This window comes from Flavobacterium sp. HJ-32-4, assembly GCF_022532105.1.
Lineage (GTDB): Bacteria > Bacteroidota > Bacteroidia > Flavobacteriales > Flavobacteriaceae > Flavobacterium.
The window spans coordinates 601,733-623,651 of record NZ_CP092832.1; the positions used below are offsets into that span (position 1 = coordinate 601,733).

A 21,919-nucleotide genomic window follows, 5' to 3' on the forward strand; every position below is an offset into this window, starting at 1 on the left:
TGAATTTTAACAAAATATGCGGGTTTCCCGTACCCAAAAGTCCGCCGCGTTTCGTAGGGACAGCCATGGCCCCTCCCCAATACCAAACTACCGATTCCGCCGGACATGGCCGTGCGGAAAAACCGTACTTATTGTTAAATTCGTAAGCACCGGAACGTAAAGCGACACTCTCTAAAACCACCACACAACCATCAAACTATGGCCTATTCCACACTCACCACCGACCAAATCGCCGCCTATCACCGTGATGGGTATGTGATCGTAAGCGGCTTTCTTTCCGCAGAAGAAACACGCAAACTGCATGACATTGCGGTAACCGATGATGTCATGCGCCGCAATGCATTCCACCTTAACGACCAAACCGGCAAAAAGACTAAACTGACCCTGTGGTATACGCCGGGTGACGACATGTATGGCTTGCTCTCAAAATCAGAGCGTATGGTGCACAATGGCGACCTCTTGATGGACGGCGACGGCCCAGTCTGCCATTTCCATTCGAAGCTGATGCAAAAAGAACCACGGGTGGGTGGCGCATGGGAATGGCACCAAGACTATGGCTACTGGTATAAGAATGAATTCCTGTTCCCCGACAAGATGCTGTCGGTGATGGTGGCGATCACCGATGCCAACAAAGAAAACGGCTGCCTGCAGGTCATCCGGGGCACCCACAAAATGGGCCGCATCGAACATGGGTTTTCCGGCGAGCAGGTAGGAGCCTCCCAACATTACGTCGACCTGGCGTTGAAGACGATGCCTCTCGTCTATGTCGAACTCAAAGCCGGCGATGCGCTCTTCTTCCACCCCAACCTCCTGCACCGCTCAGAGGCCAACCTGTCAGACTATCCAAGGTGGAGCCTGATTTCGTGCTACAACCGCGCCTCGAATGTGCCCTATAACGAACCCAACCTAAGTTGTATCAAACCCCTCGAGGTCGTACCCGACAGCTCGCTACTCGACTGCGATACGCATGGTTTGACCGACAGCATGGACTTTTTAGAAAAGGACAAGGATGAGGCGTTGAAGTAGTGGATTGAGAGTTGAGGGTTTAAGGTTCAGAGTTGACAGTTAACAGTTCGTACTCTTTCGGACTTCCCTACTCCCGATCTTCTGATCTCCCCAACTCTCTTGCACCAAACCGAAAATAGTCGTAATATTGCAGCCCTAACCCGGTCCTATAGCTCAGTTGGTTAGAGCACCTGACTCATAATCAGGTGGTCCCTGGTTCGAGCCCAGGTGGGACCACTTTTAAGTCGCAGTCTCAGTGAACAGAGATGCCGAAACAGTAAGCCTCCAACTATTGGGGGCTTTTTCTTTTTGAAAAAGAAACTGCACCTGACTCATAATCAGTCCCGATAGCTATCGGGACAAGTGGGACACTTTTTAGTCTCAGTCGCAGTATCCGCGGACAGAGATACCGAAAAGGAGAAACCCTTCGCACTTTAAACACCTCATCCCGGATTGCAATAAACCCGCGCAACTGAATTAACTCCGAATTCAATCTCCGGCCTCCACACTGACTACTGTCTACTGACTACTGTCTACTGTCTACTCTCCAGCTTCAACAAATCTTAACAAATCGCGAATTTATATTCCGTATATTTACATTACAACCTACACGTAACCCTCATGAATGTGTTTTTGGCCGATGATGACGAAGACGACCGCCTCTTTTTTGAAGAAGCTTTGCGGGAGGTCTGCACCAAGTCGCTACTGATGATGGCCGATAATGGCGAACGGCTGATGGAACTCCTGCGCGACCGCCGCAACCCGCAGCCGGATGTGCTGTTCCTCGACCTCAACATGCCAAAGAAAAACGGCTATGAGTGCCTGACGGAAATCCGCCGCGATGAAAACCTCCGACACATTCCGATCGTGATCTTCACCACCAGCCAGCAGGAAGACAGTATCAACGCCGTCTACCAACAGGGCGCGCACTTCTATATCAGGAAACCGAACGATTTTGGCCAGCTGAAATCGGTCGTGCGCAAGGCGCTTTCCATCGACTGGGCCGCGCAGCACGCACAACCTGAGAAAGAACGCTTTATCCTGACGCCCTGATGCAACACCGAATCGCCGACGCACGCAACGCCCTTTATGACGCTCTGGCATCCGGTGGGAACCATCCGTTACCCGCCCTCGCCAACCCGTTCGGAAAACGGCCGGGCACCGAGGCACTACCGGAAATCCTCGACTTCCACGACACCTTCCTCAAATTGCGCGAAGCCGGTGACGTGCCCTCTTATTGGCGCGAAATCGGTATCCGTCACCTAATCACCCTGCTCGATCTCATCACCTTGCGGTGGAACGACAAGGGCGAACACCATCATTCCGACGCCGAATTCGATGAAATCGAACGCCGCATCGAAGACCTCAATGCCCGTTACCGCGAGCAGGCCGACGAACTCGACCGCACCCGCGCCCGCACCCAACGCGACCTCGAAGTGTTCTTCCGCCAGGCACCCATCGGTATCTTGGTGCTGCGGGGGCCTGAACTACGGGTCGAACACGCCAATCCGCTCTACCTCTCGCTCATCGACAAAGGGCCCGACTTCATAGGAAAGAACTTCCTCGAGGCCCTTCCCGAACTGAAAACGCAGTCCGTCAAAGACATGCTGTTCGAGGTCTACCAAACCGGGCGGCCACACGTGGGCTATGAACACGGTGTGGTCCTGCGCCGCCACCAGCGCGAAGAGCAAACTTACTTCAACTTTGTCTACCAACCCCTGCGCGAAGACGACGGCACGGTCACGGGTATCATCGTCGTGTGCAGTGAAGTAACAGACATCGTCCTGGCCAAACAGGTGCTTTCGGAAAAGGAACGCGAATTCCGCAACATCGTGACCCAGTCGCCTATTGCCATCGCTATCTTTAAAGGCCCCAACCTTGTAATTGACCTGGCCAACCGCACGATGCTGGAAACGCTTTGGCGACGAACGGATGCAGATGTAATCGGACATCCGCTGATGGACGTCTTTCCCGAACTCGAAAACCAGCCCTTTCCGCGACTGCTGCACCATGTAATTGAAACGGGCCAGCCACTCCGCGACCGCGAAGCACTGGCGGTTGTGGATGGACCTGACGGACGGCGTTCGTTTTACGTTGACTACGACTATACGCCTCTTATGACGTCGTCAGGAAAAGCGGAAGGCGTGATTTGTACGGTAAACGATGTCACCGAAAAAGTGCAGGCCCGCAAACTGCTCGAATCCGCCCAAGTGCGCTACAGCCACCTCATCGAAACGCTGCCGGTAGGGATGTACACCATCGATGAAAACGGCTATATCGACCTCTACAACCAGGCCGCCGCCTCGGTATGGGGACGGCATCCGGAGCCGGGGGTCGACCGTTGGTGCGGCGCCTATCAGTTATATTCCCTTGACGGCGTGCCCATCCCACATGATTCGTGCCCCATGGCCCTGGCCTTCCGCAACGGTCAGTCATTGGAGGAAGAACTGTATATGGTGCGCGAAAACGGCGAACGGCGCCATGTGATCGTGTATCCACGGATGCTGCATGACGAAGACGGACGCCGGATTGGGGCTTCGAAAGTGATGATTGACATCACCGAACGGAAAAAAGCAGAAGAGGCGTTGCGGGAAAGCGAAGAGAAGTTCCGCCTGCTGACCGATACCATTCCACAACTCATCTGGACGGCGGACGCCCTCGGCAATATCGACTACTACAGCGATTCGGTCTACCAATACTGTGGCAAAAGTCCGGCTGAACTTGCCCGGAAAGGCTGGCTCGAAATTGTCCACCCTGACGACCGTACGGCCTATCGAAAACGATGGCTGCACTCGTTGCAGTCGGGCGAGGATTATACCTTCGAACACCGCCTGCGTGGCTACGACGGCCAGTATCGCTGGTACCTCAGTCGGGCCGTACCGTTGCAGAACGAAAACGGGCAGGTGACGCAGTGGGTCGGAACAGCCACGGATATTCAAGACCAGAAGGACTTCCAACAGACGCTCGAAAAGGTGGTAGAGGAACGCACCTTCGAACTCAAACGGGCGAATATGGAACTCGAAGGCCGCAATAAAGAGCTGTCGTCGTTTGCCTACATCTCAAGCCATGACCTGCAGGAGCCGCTGCGGAAAATCCAGACGTTTGTCAGCATCATCATCAAAACCGACCACGACAACCTGTCGGAAGCCGGACGCAGGAACTTCGAACGCATGCAAGTTGCCGCCAACCGGATGAAGACGCTGATTAACGACCTCCTCACCTACTCAAGGGCCAATAACGGTGAAAAAGTCTTCGAGCCCACCCACCTCAACACGATACTGGGCGAAATAACGGCGGAACTATCCGATGCGGTCGAGGCGAAAAACGCCCGTATCCTGATAGACGATCTTCCTGTGGTAAACGGCATCCCCTTCCAGTTACGGCAGCTGTTCATCAACCTGGTATCGAACGCGCTGAAATTCACCCGCCCCGAAGTGCCTCCTGTCATCCGGATTACGTCCGAATCGGTCAACGGGAAAGACCTTACACACGAAAAAGCGGATCCGGGTCGCCGCTACGTACACCTCGCGGTAGCCGACAATGGCATCGGGTTCGAACCGGAATATGCGACGAAGATCTTCGAAGTATTCCAGCGCCTCCACTCCCGTGGCGATTATGAAGGCACCGGTATCGGCCTCGCCATCTGCAACAAAATCGTCGAAAACCACGAGGGCATCCTCTATGCGGAATCGCAACCCGGAGAGGGCGCGACGTTCCACATTTACCTACCTTTGCCGGCATGATGCGATGGTGTTTGTTTGTATGGGGATGGATGTCGGTAGCCGCTTTTGGCCAAACCGTCACCGGGAAAGTGATAGAAGCGGGTTCGGGCGCGCCGGTACCCTATACCAGTATTGGGGTCGTCGGACGCAATATCGGAACGGTTTCCGGTAGCGACGGATCGTTTTCGCTCTCCCTTCCGGAAGGCGTCGACGGCACGCTACGGATTTCCGCCTTGGGATATGTATCGTTCGAAGCATCGGTAGCCGACTTCCGCAAACGCGGTGACAACACCATTATCCAACTAAAACCCGATGTAAAAGCGCTCCGGGAAGTGACCGTACGCCACTTCGCGAACGCCGACGAGTGGGGCAACACGCGCATTTCTCGAAAAGAGAAGGTCGACGCCGGTTTCGTCAACAACAAACTAGGCAATGAACTCGGTATGGTCATCAAAGCACGGCAAAAACCCGTCAAACTGATGAAGTTCAAGGCCCAGGTCGCCTATAACCGGTATGAAGAAATGCGGTTCCGCCTGAATGTGTATGCCATGAAAGACGGCCTGCCGGGCGAATCATTGCTGACCGACAACATCATCGTAACAAGTACCATCCGCAAGGGCGTATTGGAAGTCGATTTATCGGATTACGGCATCGTGGCGGAAGGGGATTTCTTTATCTCCCTGGAATGGATTGAGGACTTGGGAGAAGGCGGACTCCACTTTTACGCCGATTATTCCGGACCCAAAATCATCACCCGGGCCGCCGCACAGGGCAAATGGAACGAACAGGACGACCTGAGTTTCGCCTTTACCGTTTCGGTGCGCTATTAGCTTTTACCGGATATATCCCGATGGTGTGATTCGCCAACCGATAATCGGACGGCTGCGCATGCCCGTCCAGGCGGAAGGTAATCGCCGACGAGGCTTCCTTAGGCATGTGGCATTCTACACATTGCGCTACGAGCGTTTTGGCATCGCGCGAAGCGGCCGTTCCGGTCTGGTGTTTGACGCCCGTGTGACATTGCAGGCAGACGTTTCCGAAAAAGGCCGGATCGTGTGAACTGTCGCCGTGCGAATCATGGCAGGAAACACACGTCATCTTCCCACTTCCCTGAAAACAGGCGCTCTTCGACAAAGCCGCATACTGGTTGCCATGTACATCGTATTTTTCCTTGGGGATGATGCGGTAATAGTCTTCCAACACATCGCCCGGCCGGAAATCGAAAGGGGTTTTCACCCGTGCACCGTCCACACCCGAGTGGCAAATGGCACAGGCATCGTTTTGTTGTTTGGGTGTAAGGGAGGCAAAAGACGTCATAAACCGGGCCGACTTCAGGTTCGGATGCTCCCGATGTGCCTCCACATGCTGTTGGGCAGGGCCATGGCAGCGTTCACAGTCGATGCCCAACACCAACGCCTGCGGGTCAATGAAATCCTGGGCGTCGTAGTCGGCGAAACCACCCGCTCCGGTGCGGGGATGTGCGGCGGCGAAAGAGGCGTGGCACGTATAGCAGTCTTTGGGAATCTTGCGGTCGAAGTAGGCGCCCACGGGTTCAAATCCCGGACTCATGCCCCATGCACCGGCATCTTTGTAATACGACACCGGCAATTCATAGGTGTTGTGATCGCGCCAGTAGGCAGACGTTTGGGCGTGCCTGGAACCGAAGACCACCGCAACCGGATACGCTTTTTTCTCCACCCGGTTTTGGTAGACGACGTGGTAAACGCTATCGCCGCGCTGTTCGACCTTCACGACGGTGCCGTTGCCGAAATCGAATCCGGTTTTTCCACCCAGGCCCAGCACCTGATCGGGATTTCCGGGCGCTGTGGCAAGCCAGTGCGCCGTTTGCGTATACTGTTGGTGAATGTCAGCGTGGCATTCCACACACGACGCACTGCCCGCGAACTCCGGTCCGCGCGGGTCATAGTAGTCGGGTTCACGGTTACAGGAAAAGGCACACGCTGCCGCGATGCTGAAGAGCCACCACTTTTTCATCCCCTAAATATAGGAGTTTCCGGTTGTATGTCAGTCGGCCCGCGTCAGGCGAAACACGTGCAGGCCGTCTTCAAAATCGTAGCGCAACACCAAACCGCTCGCGTTCGCGATCTCAGCCGCAATGGAAAGCCCGAGGCCAATCGAGTCTTTGACCTCCGCATTCTTATTGAAGCGTTTGAAGAGTCCTTCTTTCCGCAGCGCTACGGACGGCCCGGTATTGGCGATCTGGAAAAGGTTTTCCTCGACCGTTACGTCAATCGAACCGCCCGGATAGTTATACCGGATGGCATTTTGCACGAGGTTATTGACGAGCACCAGGCACAGGTCGGCATTGGCCGTCAATTGGAAATCGCCTTTTTCTTCCACTTTAAGGGAGAGTCCTTTCTCTTTCAGGTGGTCATCGAACAGGGCGAGCGCGCTCTTTATTTTCTTTAGGAAGGAAACCCCGTCCGAAGCCGGAAACTGCTTGTTTTCGATCCGCGTCAGCAAAATAAGCGAACGGCTCATCCGGATGAGTTTCGAGCACGCATCATCGATACTGGCCACGAGGGGTGCCATCTTGTCGGTGAGGTCGGGCGACTGGATCAGGATATCGATTTTTGACTTGATTACCGCCAACGGCGTTTGGATTTCATGTGAAACCGCTTCCGAAAACTTTTTCTGGCGGCCATAATCGGCTACCATCGTCTGCATCATTTGCTCGAGTGAAGCGTTCAGTTCTTTGAACTCCGTAATCTTGCTGTCGACAAAGACCGGTGTTTCGCCTTCACTCGCCCGGAAACCGCGAAGGTTGTCGAGCGCGCGGTAGAACGGTCGCCAGAGCCATTGTGAGGTATAGTAATTCAGGATGAAATAAATTCCGCAGAGAAACAACAGCACCGTCAGCACCGCCGCGGAAATGCCCAGCACCAATTGACCCGACTGCATCGTCGTGCGCCATACCTTGATGCGATAGCCCTGGTTTCGGATGTTGACGTCGGCCGTGATCATCCGGTTGACGTTCAGTTCGTCTTCACCCGGATCGGCCGGATCGGCAATCAACGTATCGGAAAAGGTGACGGTGGGCTCCTCCACCTTGGGTATCCGGCGCACATAGGCTTCGCCGCTGCGTAGAAGAGAATGTAACGAAGCGGTATCCTTCCTTTTTATCAGTCCTTCCACCTGGTGCCGCACGTGACCGAGCAAAAGGTCGCTGTTTTCCCGTATTTCCTCCGTCGCAATTTTATAGCAGACGAAGCCCGAAATGATCATCACCGGGATGCCCGACACAAGGTAATACAGACTGGTGCGCGTTACGAGTTTCATTCGGTTGCCTTAAACGTGTATCCCAGGCCGTACACGGTATGTATATAATCCGTACAGCCCTGTTGCAGCAATTTCTTCCGCAGGTTCTTCACGTGGTTATAAAGGAAATCAAAATTGTCGAGTCCGTCGGCATAATCACCCCAAATGTGCTCCGCCAGTGAACTTTTGCTCAGCACCCGGTTCTTGTTGGCGATGAAATACATCAAAAGTTCATACTCTTTACCGGTAAGCGTGATGTTTTTGTGGTGCACCATCACCGTTCGTTCGGCGGGCACTACCGTGATTTCGTTGAACACGATGTCGTTCTCGCCCTGGAATTTCCGTCGTCGTATGAGGGCTTTTACCCGTGCATTGAGTTCGGGCAGGTAGAAGGGTTTCGGCAGGTAGTCGTCGGCGCCCAGGTCAAGGCCGGCGATTTTATCGTCTAACGAGTCTTTGGCGGAAATGATGATGACGCCTGCGGGTGATTTCCGGTTTTTGATATCGCGAATCAGGTCAAGGCCCGATCCGTGTGGCAGGGTGATATCGACCAGGATGCAGTCGTATTCATACTCCGCTATTTTCTGCGCAGCCCGGACGTAGTCAGTGGCCTCTTCGACGATATTTCCTTCCGTTTCGAAATATTGGCGTATGCTGTCGCGAAGTCCGGGTTCGTCTTCTACTACAAGTATCTTCATTTGGGTTGGTTCATGTAGGGTTGGCGCGCAAAGATGGCATCCGATTCTATCGCAATCCTGTAGCGGTTTACCGCATTTTTTGGCAGGGCTTTTTTCATCCTCTTAAATTTCCATTTTTTTCTACAGAATTGAAATAGATTCTGCGAATAGTTTTGTAGAGAAATTTAAAATAGATGAAAACTCGCCTATCTTTCTTGTTAATTCTTTGCATGTCTTTTAGCACATGGGCGCAACAAACTACGGTTTTCGATGTGGCCCGCAAGGGAACGCTGGCCGAGATGAAGGCACTGTATGACGCCGACCCTGCTATTACGTCGCAGCTAAATGAGTCTAAAGCCAATGCCCTGATATTGGCTGCCTATCGTGGAAACCGTGATGTGGCCTTGTTCCTTTGTGATAAAACCGCCGACCTCAACTATAATTGTGGTCGTGGCACGGCACTGATGGCCGCCGTCATGGGAAGCGACATCGAAATTGTAAAAGCACTGATCGCGCGTCACGTCAACCTTGACACAACGGATGACGACGGCAAAACCGCGCTGATGTATGCTGCTTTCTTCAATAAAAACGACATCGCGCGCCTGCTTATCAAGAGCGGCGCTGATAAAACCCAAAAAGACCACGAAGGCCGAACGGCGCTTGATGTGGCACGATTTAACCAAAATACGGAACTCATCATCTTACTTGACACCTCGAAATCATGAAAAAAATCCTTGTATGTGCGCTTTTGGCGCTTTCTGCCGGTGCCGGTGCCCAGATAAAAACCACCGGCGTAAAGAACATCGGTTCCATGACCATTAAAATTGACCTCAACCAGGCAACGTCGGTGGCCACGTTTACCATGACCGGGCCTTCTACAAAATGGCTTACGGTTGGCCTCCATGCCACCACCATGTCGAGCAACACCCCAATCGACTGTATGACCTTTTCTACCTCGCTGCTCGACCAGCACCTTTCCGGCGGTCACAACGCGGCCATTACCGATGGCACACAAAACTACACGCTGGTGAGTAACACCGTCAGCGGCACAACGCGCACGGTTGTCGCCACACGTCCGTTCAGCACGGGCGATGCCAACGACTACACCCTTACATACTCGATGACCTCCATGAGCATCATCTGGGCTGTCGGGCCATCGACCAACGTAAACAGCGAGCACGCATCAAAAGGAAGCAGTTCGGTGACATTTACGACCGTACTCGGACTCGACGAGCCTTCGCTTGATGATAAATTGTCGGTCTATCCGAACCCATGTAAGGAAAAACTGTCGATTAAAAATGACTTCCACACACGCATCGACCGTATCGCGATTTACAATACTGAAGCGGAATTGGTGAAAGAAATTAACATTAATGCGGATGATGCCGACATTCCTGTATCTTTATCCGGTATTGCATCGGGCGTTTATTTTGTCGAAATTGCCGCAGATAACAACCGTGCAGTGAAAAAAATCGTAGTTGAATAGTATGAAGAAACGACTCAAATGGGGGCTTATAGCCCTGGTAGTACTGGCGATAGGGATCGGCGGCGGGTACTATTATGTAATGTATGCCGGTGCCCGTGATGTCGCATCCGAAGACGCGGCCTTTACGCTAACGTCAAAGCAGTTGACGGATGCTTTCAGTGCAGACGCAGCCAAATCGACCGCGCTGTATCTGAACAAAACCATCGAAGTCACCGGGCCGGTTTCATCGGTCAAAGACAAAGAGGTGGTATTGGATGGTACGATTATCTGCTCGTTCACCGCAGCTACAACCGTTGCTGAGGGCGCATCTGTCACCGTAAAGGGACGACTGCTGGGCTATGACGACCTGCTGGGAGAAATCAAACTTGACAATTGCTCTTTAACCAACTGATACAACATGAAACACTATGCAATGATGCTGGGTCTGTCGATGCTGTTTGCCGGATCGGCGATGGCCCAGGACGATGACTTAATGAAAGAGATTGACCAAAAAGCTGGCGATAAGGAAATCGCGACGGCCGCCTTCAAAGGGATACAGGTCGTGACCATGCAGTCGACCAAACTGGCCGCGAAAAATGAATGGTATTTTGTGGTCTCGCACCGATTTGGCGATTTGACCAACGGACTCGACAATTTCTTCGGACTCGACAATGCCTATACCAAACTGGGGGGTATTTATGGAGTAACCGACTGGCTTTCCCTCGGACTTTCCCGCCACACCTATAACAAGGTATTTGAAGGAAGTGCCAAATTACGGTTGTTCCCACAGCAAAACGACGGCTTTCCGGTGACGATCGTGGCATACGGCACGATGGATGTCAATACCAAGCTCAGTACGGACGAATATCCTAACCTAAGTGGTTCCGACCGTTTGGCGTATACAGCCCAACTGCCGATTTCGCGGAAGTTCTCGGAGTCGTTTTCAATGGAGTTGAACCCGGTTTACGTACACAAGAACCTTTATGATGCGCTGACGGAGAAGAAAGACCAGTTTTTGGTGGCTGCCGGCGGACGTTATAAAGTTTCGAAACGCCTGAGCATCAACTTTGAGTATGCCGCGCGTATGGGCCAACCGGAAGTGGACATGTATACCAACCCCCTTTCAGTAGGACTCGACATCGAAACAGGCGGACACGTATTCCAACTGTTGTTCTCGAACAGCCAGGCCATGAACGATGTGGCCTATTTTACAAACGCAGCCGGCAACTGGGACGGCGGCGGTATTTTCTTTGGATTTAACATGTATAGAGTATTTTAAGATGAAGACGATTGGAACCTTACTTATCGCAGCGGTAGCCTTTGTGGCCGTATCGTGCGAATCACGAACGTATGATGAAGTGTCGGCCACGGTGACCGACCCCACCTATACGGCAGATGTTAAACCGATCATGAACGGAAACTGCACCAGCTGCCACAGCGTAGACGGCAATCAGGAACCGTATCTCGAAACTTACGACCAGGTGCGGAACGCCGTAATCGAAGACGGACTTCTGGATGAAATCTCCGCGCCATCGGGTGACGGTATGCCTGAGTCAGGTCGGATGCCACAAAGCAAAATCAATATCGTTACGACCTGGGCCGAAAACGGATTCCCTAATTAAGTAGTTATGAAAAAATGGCTTGTTGCCTTGTTGGCGACCCTCCCGTTCGCTGGTGCCTCGGCCCAGAAAATGATTACCCGCTCGGGTGAAATCAGCTTTGAAGCGTCGATGCCGGCTCTGGAAGAGATCGCGGCGAAGACGAATACGGCTTCCTGCCTGTTCGATACCTCGACAGGGGAGTTCGTGTCGCTGGTGCTGGTGAAGGCCTTCCATTTCAAAGTCCCTTTGATGGAAGAGCACTTCAATGAGAATTACATGGAGTCTGACAAATACCCGAAAGCCACCTTTAAAGGGAAGGTCAGCGGTTTCAACCCCAACTCCAAACAGAAGCAGGTGTGCGATGTAGAGGGCGATTTGACCATCCACAACGTAACGAAGCACGTGAAAACGACAATGACGTTTGTACCCTCGGGTGACAAGCTATCGGCCAAAGGCACCTTCTCGGTCAAACCGCAGGATTACGGCATTTCGATTCCGGCCGTGGTCAAGAACAAGATCGCCGACAAAGTGAATATTGTGCTTTCTTTTGATTTGGAGAAGAAGGCGTAAGACGGATATGGAAAAGGAAAAGAGAGGACGCTGGGAGGCGTCCTTTTTTATGTACCATACAACTCAAAACGCGGGCCTTCCCATCGACCCCGGTTTGCGCTTTTCCCGATATCTCAAAACGCCCAACCGGAATGTCACTCTGACATTTCAACTGAGGAAAATTGGCTTTTTCTTTAGTCTGTTTAGCGATAGATAAACTTGTACTGCGTTAGACACATGTTCGTTCCCATCGGATGGAATCCGGGTATTTAATCGATATTGAATTGGGTTACTGGCAACTGTACGGGCATGCCAAAATTTCTGTTGTGACCCCGGAAATTGTTAAATCTTGGGCGGCTGTATGTTTTTAAAATAAATAAAGGTTTGTAAAACAATTACTTAACTTGTATCCCAATTTTGAATCTTTAAATTTTCATTAAGATTTTTTTTGTAGGTGTTGAAGTGTAGCTCCGAATCGTTATATTTGGACTTCACTTACCTTTTGTATGTCCACACAAAAAAAATGGCTGTATACCTTCCTAACGGTTACGACCGTGGGTGCTATAGCCTTTTTGATTACCTCTGTCTTCACTGCACCTACGATTAAGGTGATAGATAAAAAGATTTTGTTTGAAAAGTTTACCATGACCCTAGAAGCAAAAAAGAGAGGGGAGGCTGCGTTTAACAGGTTGAACTACGAACTGGACAGTCTCCGGCTTTTGACCGCTGCTGACGAGAACAGGCAGCGCATGCTGACACAGGAGATAGAGCAAAGATCGCAGGCGTTGGCAGATCTTAACGGGCGTTTTTGGCAAGAGGAGAGTTCCTCTATATGGGAACGAATAGATACTTATGTAGCGGAATACGCCAAGGAAAAGAAGATCAAAATCCTGCTCGCAAAGGATGTTGTGGGCGGAAACGTGCTCTATTTTGACAAGGAATACGACATCACGGCCGATGTACTACAATACGTAAATAAGCGCTATGAGGGTCAAAACTAAACATCTGCTAGTAGCGCTGCTTTACATGGTTCTTTTAAGTTGTAAGGAAGAAGCAAAAAAGACACCTGATGATAGTGCGATTCGCTATCGCTACTTCAATCTTGAAAAAAGCGGCTGGCGTTCTCGTAACCATACAGAACGATTAGGCGAACTAACCTTCAGCGCGGCAGAAGTGCCTGTCGAGTATTATATTTTAAAAGAAGAGGGGAATACCGATCTCCTAAAGGTGGACTCATTATATGAAATGCACAAAAACGAGCGAATCATAGAATTCACATTTCGTTCAAAAGACGACGCAGATGTACTAGAGAGTCGGTTCACAAACCGCGGCTATTCCAAAGCCGTCGAATACATGTCATTCGGGATTGAGAACGACTTTTCCATAGTGACGGAAAAGCACGATACTATAAAATGCGCTGGGGTACTTTTTGAGCGCAATTTCAAGATTGCCCCTTTCTCAAGAGTTATCCTGTTTTTTGGTGGGGTTCCTCCAAAAGATAAGATACAGTTAGTATACCGTGACAAGCTCTTTAAAAAAGGCACGATAAAATTCCAATTTAACGACCCAATTATTGCATTATGACCATGATGGACCAAATCAGAAAAAGCCGCGCCACCAAAGTAATCGCGTGCTATCTCGTTTTGATGCTTGTTGTCGAGACGCTGGCTCCCACAGCCGCATACGCGTTGACCGAAGGGCCATCGCAGCCCGAGTTCAACTCGTTTACTCCGATAGGAACCTCGGATATGGTGAATCTTTCATCTGGGGATTTGAATTATAATATTCCGATTATGGATGTGGGTGGTTATCCCATTAACCTAGCCTACCAATCAGGCGTCACCATGGACCAGGAAGCCTCTTGGGTAGGCTTGGGCTGGAACCTTAACATTGGGCAAATCAATCGGGAAGTAAGGGGGCTGCCAGATGATTTTAAAGGGGATAAAGTCGTCAATCAAAATAAGGTAAGGCCGAATGTCACAATTGGTGTGACTTCGTATGTTAACCCAAGTTTTATTGCCTTTGGTGATGGCGATAGCATGGGATTGAAGTACGGTGGTGGTCTTGACATTCAGTATAACAATTACACTGGTATATCTGTTGTGCCGTCGCTAGGCGCAACTTTTCAGATTGGTGAAAATGTGTCGGTGGGAATGTCTCTTACTGCTTCTTCTGAAACGGGAGCATCGATTACGCCCTCCATTTCCGCAAAGCTCACGAAAACAGTAAAGGACAACGACTGTAACGAATCCTCGTTTGTTGGCACTTTATCTCCCAGTCTCACTTATAATTCCCGTCGAGGACTTGAATCTTTTAATCTAAGCTCGTCCCTCGCTGTAACCACACAGATGCAGAAAACAAGATCCGAAGGGACAAAGGATTTCACAGTCAGTTCATCGGGGATGGGAACTATGTCTTTTAACCCCGTAAGTTTTTCTCCTACAAAACGTCCTGGTATGAAAAATACCAGTGCCAGATTCACATTTTCATTTGGTCCCAATGCCTCGGGCCTATCTACGGAATTTAGTCTTGGAGGTTATGGGACGATTCAAAAACTAGCCGAAAATGAGAGACATATAGCGGCTTATGGATATGAAAATTCTGAGTCTGCAAATGCTGATGATCTTATGGACTTTAATAGGGAAAAAGAGAGGTCTGAGATCACATCCAACACACGTGTGCTCTCTCCGTCCGTATACACCCATGATCTGTATTCTATCCAAAGTCAGGTTGGGGGCGGGATGTTTCGCCCGTATCGCTCACAAGTCGGATTTGTTTACGACCCCGGCGTATCAGACGGCTCTGGTTCAGCTAGTTTCGGTGCGGAACTCGAAGTTTTGACAGCAGCCCACTATGGCTATAATGCGCGGGTAACTAAATCAAAAACGAAAACGGGTGTTTGGAATACGACGGCAACTCCTTTTTTTAAGGAGAAAACAGCAAGTGCTTCACGTGATTACGAACCCGTTTACTTTGCGAGGGTCGGTGAATGTAAACCCGATCCCGGATATAACTCATTATCTCAGACTCTTCAGGGTAACAAAGCCATTACGCTTAAGTTCGAAAGACTAAATAAAAGCGCAGTCAACGCCTATCAGTCAAAGGATTCGACTTCCAACCCCCTTGTCTCCAATCTAGGCGCAGCGGTCCCCTTTCTGGCGCCTATTAGGAGAACTACACGGCAACAGCGCAACACGGTCATTCAAAAAGTAACGAAGGCCGAGGCTATTGCTTATGGCTTGTCCCCATTTATCAACTACAACACGTCTGTCAGGAAAAGGTTCGGGTCGAATGTATTTAAACCGTTAGCGCCCGGACACCACACAGCAGGTTATATAGTTACGGATGAAAATGGTAGCCGCTCTATTTATGGCGAAACTGTCTATAACAAGGAGAAACGAGAGGTAACGTTCAACGTCGGGAACCGTCCCTCTGCAGTCTCTAATGCTACAGGCTTGGTGAAATACGAGACACAAGACACTAGTCTTGATAACTCCAATGGAATCGATAACTACTTTAGTCGCGTTATAACTCCTGGATACGCCCATACCTACCTTTTGAGTTCTGTACTCTCCCCAGACTATTCGGATATAACAGGCAACGGTCCATCAGACGACGACCTAGGCTCCTACACAAAATTCGTTTACAAGAATTATGGCGACTATCAATGGCGTGTGCCATTTGGCGTCGTAAAACCTGACAATGCTGACGTATCCTCGAATGGCTATGGTGCCTCTTATAATGAAGGACTCAAGTCTAATAAGAGAGACCAAAAGGGCAGTTACCTATACGGCGTAAAGGAAAATAAGTACCTAAAAATGATTGTGACTAAAACACATGTCGCATTCTTTGATTTGTCTGAACGATATGATGGATTTGGAACTATGAACGAATATGGAGGTGGAACACCCTTAGCGCCCGCTAACAACCGCACCTACCATCTGGATCAAATCCGGTTGTACTCAAAGGCCGACGCGCTCCGACTCATGGACAACAATCCTGCAAATGACGCAGGAATACAACCGATTAAAACAGCACACTTCAAATATGATTACTCCCTTTGTGGCCACGTAGACAATAATTTGGCTCCGCAGTCGGCCGAAGGAAACGCAAACAAAGGTAAACTAACCCTACGACAGGTATACTTTACATATCGAAACTCCCAAATGGGCAAATACACTCCGTATAAGTTTGACTATAGCCCACACAACCCGGACTATAACGCAAAGGCATATGACATCTGGGGCAACTATAAACCGTTCGAAGCCGGGAGCTGGCTTGACTCGAGTTCGAAGACAACGCCACAAGAGTTTCCTTACGTAGACCAGCAGGATAGTCAATTAGATGCATATGCGGAAAGTTGGAGCCTAAAGACTATAACCCTGCCATCCGGCGGAAAAATCAGTGTTTCGTACGAAGCGGATGACTATCAATATGTGCAGGACAAACCTGCAATGCAAATGTTTAAGGTCGATGGTGTTACTGATGATATCGGCCGTTATGTGTCGGGAAGCAGTACGAGTCTTTACACCTCAAGCGGGCATAAAAAGTATATTGTTGTAAAACTTCCTCCACAGGTGGGTCTCACACCGAATCAAGTAGTTGAGCGCTATACCAAAGGCCTCGACAAAGAGAACGTTTACTTTAACTTTCTAGTAAACATGACTGACAGTGATTACGATTACGTGTCGGGATACTTTAAAATGGAGAATAACAAAAATGGATTGCATCCTGAATATCAATCTTCGTCAGGACTTTTATTTATTCCCATGAAGATGATAGATAAGGAGGGCGGAAATGGTACAGGCGACAGCAGTCCAATCTCGGTAGCCGGCTGTTTTTTTGGCCGTCAGTATCTAAATACGCAGATCAATGGTTTGCCTGACCCGGATGGTTCCATACCGAACATTGCGGATATGGCGAAGAATCTCGTCAAACAAATGGACTTCTTTTCGGAACTCTGGAACGGGGCTAACGGGCGTCTCCTAAAAAGAGGAATTGCCCGCAACTTTAAGCCAAAAAAATCGTGGATTCGCCTATGGGATGCGTCAGGACATAAAAAAGGAGGCGGATCTCGGGTTAAGCAAGTCCTTCTTTACGACGAGTGGAATTCGATGCTTGAGAATCCAGCTTCAACCAACCTTGACAGGTACAATAAAAGTTATGGTCAAAATTATGCCTACACGTTGGCTGACGCTCAGGGAACATCAAGCGGTGTGGCGACTTATGAGCCAAACGCCTGTAAGGAAAATCCATTAATTGTGCCACTTGAAGAAAAAGCGCAGCGCCTTGCTGCAAAAACGTATGCAGAAAAGCCCTTTGGAGAAAGTTATTTTCCGGCGTCGACCGTGACCTACAGTAGAGTAGTGGTAACTAACGAGGCGGCTGACGGTAATTCAAAATCGGGAAGCGTCGTTTCAGAGTTTTATACGAGCAAAGACTTTCCAACACTTTCTGACTACACGAACCTCGCCAAGAGTTCAAAGTATCACAGCGATACTGGTAATTTGCAGAACGCCCTCGCCTCATCATTTTCTTCGCTTTTTGGACTCACTGTCTTCACAAACGACTATCTCGTTGGTACGCAGGGCTTTGTAGTGCAAACGAATGACATGAATGGTAAGGACAAAAAGAAATCTGTTCTCGACGCGGGTGGTAAACTTATTTCTAGCGTTGAATACAGATACAGTACTAATGCAACCGATAACAGGTTACTTAACAACAAGATTCCTACCATCGATGCGACTGGGGCGGTGTCAACCGATAATGAGGTTGCCACCTCTATGGATGTCGTCAACGACTTCAACGAAAGTTTTGCGCAGACAGAATCATATGGCCTTTCTGCCAACGTTGACTTATTAAATTACGGTATTCCGATTATTGTAGGGATTGCGTTGCCCGAGTCGGCAGTCCACAAACAAATACTGCGAACAGCCGTAACTACGAAGGTCATCCACCGCTGCGGAATCCTTACGGAAACCATCGCGACCGATCTTGGCTCACGGGTGAGCACCCGTAATGTCGCATGGGATGCCAACACTGGCAAAGTGCTCCTCACCCAAACGGTAAATGAGTTTGACGACAGTTATTATACGTTCGATTTTCCTGCTTACTGGCATTACAAGGAAATGGGAATGGCGTCAAAGAACATCGACATAAAAGGTGAATTCGTTAACCAGCCAGAAGGAAGCAATATGTTCTACAGCGCAACCATCAATGGGTTTGCGACGACCAGTGGCATCGACCAATATCTTCGCCCGGGTGACGAAATCCTAATTGGCCAACCCCAGCTTCGCGTTTGGGTAGGTGGGTATAACACCTCGAAGACTGCTGTTTTCCTCATAGACGCGATGGGACAACGAATAAATTCGCTACTGCAAAACGCATCCTATAATCGAAGATTTAGGGTTCTCCGCTCTGGCTTCAAAAATCAGCAGATGGCGTCAATGGCATCGATTACCCTAATGGCCAATCCAGTAGCAACTAGTTCCATTGTTAATCGATTCAAAAAAACGGCAGCATTTGATCCCCGTGTCATAAATGCCTCCGCGATAGAGTATACGGATATATGGCAATCTCAATGTGAAAACGGACTTCCAAGCCCCGGACAAACCGACATCAATGCTTTTCTCTACAACACCCGTAACATCTGGCGTCCTTCAAAATCATACGCCTATTTAACTGGGAGGAACCGTAATCTCAACGACAATACGAGGAAGTCTGGATTCTTCAGCGCATTCAGTCCTTTTTACTACTTCGACGACGGTTGGAAAAAGGACCTGTCCGGATGGGAGTTTGCGAGTGAGGTTACTTTAGTAAACCCCTATGGACCGGAAATCGAGAACCGTGACGCACTTGGCAGATATTCATCAGCACAGTATGGCTATGGTTACCAGCTTCCAATGGCAATATCAGCCAACGCGCGCTATCAGGAGATGGGTTATGACGGATTTGAAGATTACAATCCACTGTATTTTGCAAAGCCAAATCCAAAACGCAGCCACTTTGGGTTCCAAAATGAGGTCAACAACGAAGACGGGACGATCACTGACGAGGCCGCCCATACCGGAAAACGTAGTTTGCGCGTCCCCCAAGGACATGCAATCTCTGTAAGTCGCGATCTAATTCCTTGCGCCCAAGGCCAATAAAAAGCAAAATTATGAAACAACTACTTTTCCTTCTATGCTTTTACCCGTTGATGGGGCATTCACAGGATTTTATGGAGGCCAATTCATCTCTGCTGATTGACCCAACATTCGAGTGTTACTCCACGTCTGTTTCAGCAAACGTGTGCCAAGACATACAAGACGTTAGTTGTGCGGGGATGGGAAGTGTTTCCAATGACCCTCTAGAGATTTGTGGGCATGAAAATAGCACATCGGACTTAGGTGCTGTATATGTGACGGCATCTTCTTACACAGACGCGTTTGGTAATATAACCATGCCCGAAATTGCGTTTAAAGCATCAAGCTCCTCTAGTTTTAATTACACATTTTTATGCTCATATTCCCTGTTGTCTGTCCCGGAAGAGGCCACGTTTGACGGAAGTCTCTTCATGGTGATCAGATTGGGCAACCGGGAGTTTCGTAGGCTCATATCACCAAATGATATGGCGTGGACCAACCTTCAGTACGACTTCTGTACGGACGAGTTCGAAAACTCCTTACCTATATCGATTTCGTTTGAGCTCCCCAATATAGAAGAGGGTCAAACAATCCGAGTAGGAATTGATGGCATTTCCTTATTGAAAAAAATGGGCTGCCAGGCGTGTCACTGTAGTTCATTTGCACCAGTAAATAAGCGGTATGCGATCAGCGGATGGGTCAAAGAGGGGGAGCAATATTACGGTTTTAACTACACATCAACGATTCATGTATCTATTCAGGGGGCGACCGGTCCGCCAACAACCGAAACATTCGAACCCTCCGGCGAAGTTATAGATGGTTGGCAGCGGATTTTGGGCGTGTTTGAAACACCAGAAGACCCCCAAAACTTCTCCATAACACTAGAAAACATGGCGAGTCAAGTCCCTGCATTCTTTGATGACATACGGGTTTACCCGCTAGACAGTTCCATGAAGTCTTTTGTATATGATCAAGACAGTAAAAAGCTTATGGCCGAACTTGATGAGAACAACTATGCAACGTTCTATGAGTATGACGCAGAGGGGGGGCTTGTACGTGTAAAAAAGGAGACAGAACGAGGTGTGTTTACGATACAGGAATCGCGTTCCTCAACTCTTAAAAAGCAATAGTAGTATGAAACCGCGGTTCAGTAGGATAGTGTTGCCTTTATGTGCCTCCCTGGCATTCAATTTCGGTTTTGGGCAGTCAGCCGAAAATAAAAAGATTCGTGATCTGTTGGCCGAAACACAGAGAAATTATGCCGCTGCAGGGGCATTTTCCGTAGACACACGTTATTCGTTGAAAATAGGCGAAGACGTATGTGAAAGCCACACCGGTGGTCTAATCGTTGACGGAAAAAACTACTACCTCCGCATCGCCCAAACGGAATTCGTTGGAATAGCAAACCGCTTTTTGAAAATAGATGGGGTCAATCACCTGATGCAACTCGTTCCGGACGACTCAGCCCCTGTGATCATCAACCTGGAAACCACACTTTCCCATTTTGAGAACGGCACGTTAGCCGAAACGGCCCAGGAATGGGTTTGTACGCTTCTAGCGCCAAAATACACATCTGTACCCTATGGGAAGGCGGTTATCTATATTGACAAAAAAACACGCCTGATCCGCCGCCAGATACTGTTCCTGTCAATCAAATCCTCCTGCAAAAACAAAGCCGGAAAAATCGTAACCGGTTTCTCCAAGATTGATGTCGTTTTCAGCAACTTTTTACGAGGTAACGTAAAAACAGACAAACTGGAACTCTCTCGCTATATCAGATCTAGGAACGGACGTTATATACCGGCCGTTAACTATAAGGATTTTACAATTGTCGATTAAACTCGTTGTGTTATGAACCATACTCATCTTGTAAATGGAGAGTTTCTTCGGAAATGCTCCCTTGTCTTTTTGCTATTCGCGTCGATTTTCGCGTCAGCCAAGGATACGCGGTTGGAACAAAAACTATCAGGGAGTGCAATAGTAGTCGGTCAATCAATGACCCTGACTGACCCTGCGGATAGTGGGTATCTTGCCTCGTCACGGGGGGCCGTCGAACTGCGTGTCGAAGATTATATAGGTCCGTTCGAATGGTATACCTGCGAAGTCCGTTTGGCTGTTTCAAGGCTAGACAATGGGGACTGGTCGGCTCCGACCGAAGTTCGCCTCAAAGTAGAAAATAATCGACTACGGGGTGTCGGCAACTTTGTCGACCTACAGAAATACCTGGTGGACGGCGCTACGGGAATAATGATCGAAATCGTGTCGATAACTTGCTTGGACCCTCAGACAAACGAATTGTTGGGAACGACTCCGGAAAACGTGTCTCTGACGATATCGTACGAATCAACGCGATATTTCCAAATGGACGCATATACGCTCATCACCCCGACATTTACTCCGTTGTCCAGCAACGAATTAGCCATCTCGTGGAGTCCGATTGAAGGTGCAGAAGAATACGATGTTTTTTTGGACGTGGGTCGACAACTACAGTGAGGAC

At 49.6% G+C, this 21,919-nt stretch carries 19 protein-coding genes and 1 tRNA gene; 17 read left to right on the plus strand and 3 right to left on the minus strand.

Going from position 1 to position 21,919, the window contains the following annotated elements; translation table 11 throughout:
- Positions 1 to 198: 198 nt before the first annotated feature.
- The 5 genes from MKO97_RS02290 to MKO97_RS02310 all read left to right on the plus strand — a co-directional run bounded on the left by MKO97_RS02290 (position 199) and on the right by MKO97_RS02310 (position 5,557).
- The gene (locus MKO97_RS02290) at positions 199 to 1,026 is read left to right on the plus strand and encodes a phytanoyl-CoA dioxygenase family protein (protein ID WP_241104456.1); all 828 of its coding nucleotides are present in this window, start codon (positions 199 to 201) and stop codon (positions 1,024 to 1,026) included.
- 142 nt (positions 1,027 to 1,168) lie between these two features.
- Positions 1,169 to 1,242: transfer RNA gene (locus MKO97_RS02295), tRNA-Ile, on the plus strand.
- 384 nt (positions 1,243 to 1,626) lie between these two features.
- The gene (locus tag MKO97_RS02300) at positions 1,627 to 2,058 is read left to right on the plus strand and encodes a response regulator (RefSeq protein ID WP_241104457.1); all 432 of its coding nucleotides are present in this window, start codon (positions 1,627 to 1,629) and stop codon (positions 2,056 to 2,058) included.
- Positions 2,058 to 4,748 carry a PAS domain-containing protein gene (locus MKO97_RS02305; protein ID WP_241104458.1) on the plus strand — a complete coding sequence of 897 codons (2,691 nt, stop codon included), beginning with the start codon at positions 2,058 to 2,060 and terminating at the stop codon, positions 4,746 to 4,748. The genes MKO97_RS02300 and MKO97_RS02305 overlap by 1 nt, the downstream gene beginning before the upstream one ends.
- Complete coding sequence (locus tag MKO97_RS02310) at positions 4,745 to 5,557, plus strand: carboxypeptidase-like regulatory domain-containing protein (protein ID WP_241104459.1); 813 nt, start codon at positions 4,745 to 4,747, stop codon at positions 5,555 to 5,557. The genes MKO97_RS02305 and MKO97_RS02310 overlap by 4 nt, the downstream gene beginning before the upstream one ends.
- On the opposite strand, the gene MKO97_RS02315 is transcribed toward MKO97_RS02310, so the two are convergent.
- Genes MKO97_RS02315 through MKO97_RS02325 form a run of 3 tightly spaced genes read right to left on the minus strand, consistent with a single transcriptional unit; the run spans position 5,535 to position 8,704 of the window.
- Complete coding sequence (locus MKO97_RS02315) at positions 5,535 to 6,722, minus strand: hypothetical protein (protein WP_241104460.1); 1,188 nt, start codon at positions 6,720 to 6,722, stop codon at positions 5,535 to 5,537. The two genes, MKO97_RS02310 and MKO97_RS02315, sit on opposite strands and share 23 nt — an antisense overlap.
- A 30-nt stretch (positions 6,723 to 6,752) precedes the next feature.
- A complete protein-coding gene (locus MKO97_RS02320; RefSeq protein WP_241104461.1) occupies positions 6,753 to 8,027 on the minus strand; it encodes a sensor histidine kinase KdpD in 1,275 nt (424 codons plus the stop codon).
- Positions 8,024 to 8,704, minus strand: coding sequence for a response regulator transcription factor (locus MKO97_RS02325; RefSeq protein ID WP_241104462.1), 681 nt, complete (start codon positions 8,702 to 8,704; stop codon positions 8,024 to 8,026). The genes MKO97_RS02320 and MKO97_RS02325 overlap by 4 nt, the downstream gene beginning before the upstream one ends.
- Before the next feature lie 209 nt (positions 8,705 to 8,913).
- Here MKO97_RS02325 and MKO97_RS02330 point away from each other — a divergent pair, with 209 nt between their 5' ends.
- The 12 genes from MKO97_RS02330 to MKO97_RS02385 all read left to right on the plus strand — a co-directional run bounded on the left by MKO97_RS02330 (position 8,914) and on the right by MKO97_RS02385 (position 21,915).
- Positions 8,914 to 9,408: an ankyrin repeat domain-containing protein gene (locus tag MKO97_RS02330; protein WP_241104463.1), complete on the plus strand. Its 495-nt coding sequence runs from the start codon at positions 8,914 to 8,916 to the stop codon at positions 9,406 to 9,408.
- On the plus strand, positions 9,405 to 10,169 hold the full coding sequence (locus MKO97_RS02335; protein ID WP_241104464.1) for a T9SS type A sorting domain-containing protein: 765 nt from the start codon (positions 9,405 to 9,407) through the stop codon (positions 10,167 to 10,169). The genes MKO97_RS02330 and MKO97_RS02335 overlap by 4 nt, the downstream gene beginning before the upstream one ends.
- A 1-nt stretch (position 10,170) precedes the next feature.
- Positions 10,171 to 10,560 (plus strand): hypothetical protein, encoded by a 390-nt coding sequence (locus tag MKO97_RS02340; protein ID WP_241104465.1) that lies wholly within the window; start codon positions 10,171 to 10,173, stop codon positions 10,558 to 10,560.
- A gap of 6 nt (positions 10,561 to 10,566) precedes the next feature.
- Complete coding sequence (locus MKO97_RS02345) at positions 10,567 to 11,427, plus strand: DUF5777 family beta-barrel protein (protein WP_241104466.1); 861 nt, start codon at positions 10,567 to 10,569, stop codon at positions 11,425 to 11,427.
- A 1-nt stretch (position 11,428) separates the two neighbouring features.
- Positions 11,429 to 11,770, plus strand: coding sequence for a hypothetical protein (locus MKO97_RS02350; protein ID WP_241104467.1), 342 nt, complete (start codon positions 11,429 to 11,431; stop codon positions 11,768 to 11,770).
- A gap of 6 nt (positions 11,771 to 11,776) precedes the next feature.
- Complete coding sequence (locus MKO97_RS02355; protein WP_241104468.1) at positions 11,777 to 12,319, plus strand: YceI family protein; 543 nt, start codon at positions 11,777 to 11,779, stop codon at positions 12,317 to 12,319.
- A gap of 485 nt (positions 12,320 to 12,804) precedes the next feature.
- Positions 12,805 to 13,299, plus strand: coding sequence for an OmpH family outer membrane protein (locus MKO97_RS02360; RefSeq protein ID WP_241104469.1), 495 nt, complete (start codon positions 12,805 to 12,807; stop codon positions 13,297 to 13,299).
- Complete coding sequence (locus MKO97_RS02365; RefSeq protein ID WP_241104470.1) at positions 13,283 to 13,882, plus strand: hypothetical protein; 600 nt, start codon at positions 13,283 to 13,285, stop codon at positions 13,880 to 13,882. The genes MKO97_RS02360 and MKO97_RS02365 overlap by 17 nt, the downstream gene beginning before the upstream one ends.
- Positions 13,879 to 19,446, plus strand: a complete 5,568-nt coding sequence (locus MKO97_RS02370; RefSeq protein WP_241104471.1) for a hypothetical protein — start codon at positions 13,879 to 13,881, stop codon at positions 19,444 to 19,446. The genes MKO97_RS02365 and MKO97_RS02370 overlap by 4 nt, the downstream gene beginning before the upstream one ends.
- Before the next feature lie 11 nt (positions 19,447 to 19,457).
- A complete protein-coding gene (locus MKO97_RS02375) occupies positions 19,458 to 20,552 on the plus strand; it encodes a hypothetical protein (protein ID WP_241104472.1) in 1,095 nt (364 codons plus the stop codon).
- Between the two features lie 4 nt (positions 20,553 to 20,556).
- A complete protein-coding gene (locus MKO97_RS02380; protein WP_241104473.1) occupies positions 20,557 to 21,261 on the plus strand; it encodes a hypothetical protein in 705 nt (234 codons plus the stop codon).
- A 156-nt stretch (positions 21,262 to 21,417) separates the two neighbouring features.
- Entirely contained in the window at positions 21,418 to 21,915 is a 498-nt protein-coding gene (locus MKO97_RS02385) for a hypothetical protein (RefSeq protein ID WP_241104474.1), read from the plus strand.
- Positions 21,916 to 21,919: the final 4 nt, after the last annotated feature.